At 40.9% G+C, this 2,196-nt stretch carries 1 protein-coding gene; it reads left to right on the forward strand.

The genetic code is table 11. The features are described 5' to 3' along the window. The first annotated feature begins 292 nt into the window (after positions 1-292). On the forward strand, positions 293-1,966 hold the full coding sequence (gene glnS / locus D5018_RS21185; RefSeq protein ID WP_121840953.1) for a glutamine--tRNA ligase: 1,674 nt from the start codon (positions 293-295) through the stop codon (positions 1,964-1,966). The last annotated feature ends 230 nt before the right edge of the window (positions 1,967-2,196 follow it).

Consider the following 2,196-nt stretch of genomic DNA (forward strand, 5'->3'; position numbering starts at 1 on the left):
AGGAAAAGGTGATAAGTACAAAGCGCTACATAAAGATCACCAGTTAACGTTGTTCTGAGATAAATACCCCGCTTCGCGAAGCGAAGTCGAGCCGAAGGTGAGACAGCTTGCTGCGGGGTAGTTTATTCCTGAAAGTTCGACAGGCCCTAGTGAATATATAAAAACTTCTAAAAAGCGACCAAAAGGTCGCTTTTTTTATAAAGATTAACCTAAGGGCATTGTAACTCTCGCTCAACTGTAGGATTATTCTTTGTTATTAAATTTTAAGTTTTAGATGATATAGAGGACATTCATGGATCACGAGGGCAGCGAAGTACGTCCAAGTAACTTCATTCGTAATATTATCGATGATGATCTTGATAGCGGTAAACATACACAAGTGCATACACGTTTTCCACCTGAACCAAATGGTTTTCTACACATTGGTCACGCGAAAGCTATTTGCCTGAATTTTGGCATTGCTCAAGACTATAGCGGTAAATGTAATTTACGTTTTGATGATACTAATCCAGAAAAAGAAGACATAGATTATGTTCATTCCATTCAAGCTGACGTGGAGTGGCTAGGCTTCCACTGGGACGGAGATGTAAAGTATTCTTCAAACTATTTTGATCAATTGCACCAGTATGCAATAGAGTTGATTAAGAAAGGGCTGGCCTACGTTTGCTTTTTAAATGGAGAAGAAACTCGTGAGTATCGTGGTACCTTGAAAGAACCTGGGAAAAATAGTCCTTATAGAGATACTTCGGTTGAAGAGAATTTAGCGTTATTTGAAAAAATGCGTCTAGGCGAATTTAAAGAAGGGGAGTGTGCGTTAAGAGCCAAAATTGATATGGCTTCACCATTTATGTGTATGCGTGATCCTGTGATCTATCGAATTCGCTTTGCTGAACATCATCAGACAGGTGATAAGTGGTGCATTTACCCAATGTATGACTTCACTCACTGTATTTCTGATGCGATTGAGAATATTACGCACTCTCTATGCTCACTTGAATTCCAAGATAACAGACGTGTTTACGATTGGATTTTGGATCATTTAGATGATTTCAATAAACCGAATAGAACTCGTCAATACGAATTCTCTCGTTTGAATCTTGAATACACTTTGATGTCAAAGCGTAAATTAAATGATTTAGTTGAAAGAAACATTGTAGATGGCTGGGATGATCCTCGTATGCCGACCATTGCAGCACTGCGTCGCCGTGGATACACGCCCGCATCAGTTCGTGAGTTCTGTAAACGCATTGGTGTCACTAAGATGGATAACTTAGTGGAAGTAGGTATGTTAAACGCCTGTATTCGCGAAGATTTAAACGAAAATGCTCCTCGCGCTATGGCAGTACTTAACCCAATCAAAGTAGTAATTGAAAACTACCCAGAAGGTGAAGTTGAAACTCTGTCTGCTCCTGCGCATCCAAGCCATGAGCATTTGGGTAAGCGTGAATTACCATTTGGCCGTGAGTTATACATTGATGCGGCAGATTTCCGTGAAGAAGCTAATAAGAAGTACAAACGCTTAGTATTAGATAAAGAAGTTCGCTTACGTAATGCGTATGTGATTAAAGCAGAACGCTGCGATAAAGACGAAGACGGTAATGTAACTACAATTTATTGTACTTATGATCCTGAAACTTTAGGCAAGAACCCAAGTGATGGCCGTAAAGTGAAAGGAGTTATTCATTGGGTTGAAGCTTCAAATGCAAAACCTGCTGAATTCCGTTTATACGATAGCCTATTTACTGATGCAAACCCTGCAGCGGCAGAGTCTATTGATGACATCATCAACCCAGAGTCTCTAGTTGTTGCTCATGGTGTAGTCGAGCCTAGTCTTGTTAAAGCGGAAGCAGAAAAAGCATATCAGTTCGAGCGTGAAGGCTACTTTTGTGCTGACAATAAAGACTCATCAGCTGATAACTTGGTCTTCAACCTGACTGTTGGTTTGAGAGATACTTTTGCTGGTTAAACAAAAGTGTTAACCGAAAAATGCCAGTCAATTTGACTGGCATTTTTGTTAGGTGCGCCGAGCATGGCGTTGTTCTAGGAGGTGAAAGTCCTCTACGGGCTCGGTCGAGCGGGAACCGTTAGCCTATGCAAGGGTGTTCATCGTGAGGTGAAATCTGAAGGAAGCAAATGGCAAAACGTAGCTGTGACGAACAGAAACCTGATAGTAGGCTGTTATGACTTGGATAACCT

The organism is Parashewanella curva (assembly GCF_003675895.1).
Lineage (GTDB): Bacteria > Pseudomonadota > Gammaproteobacteria > Enterobacterales > Shewanellaceae > Parashewanella > Parashewanella curva.

Coding starts and splice junctions, on each gene's coding strand:
- glnS (WP_121840953.1), top strand. CDS start 293: ATGGATCACGAGGGCAGCGAAGTACGTCCAAGTAACTTCATTCGTAAT.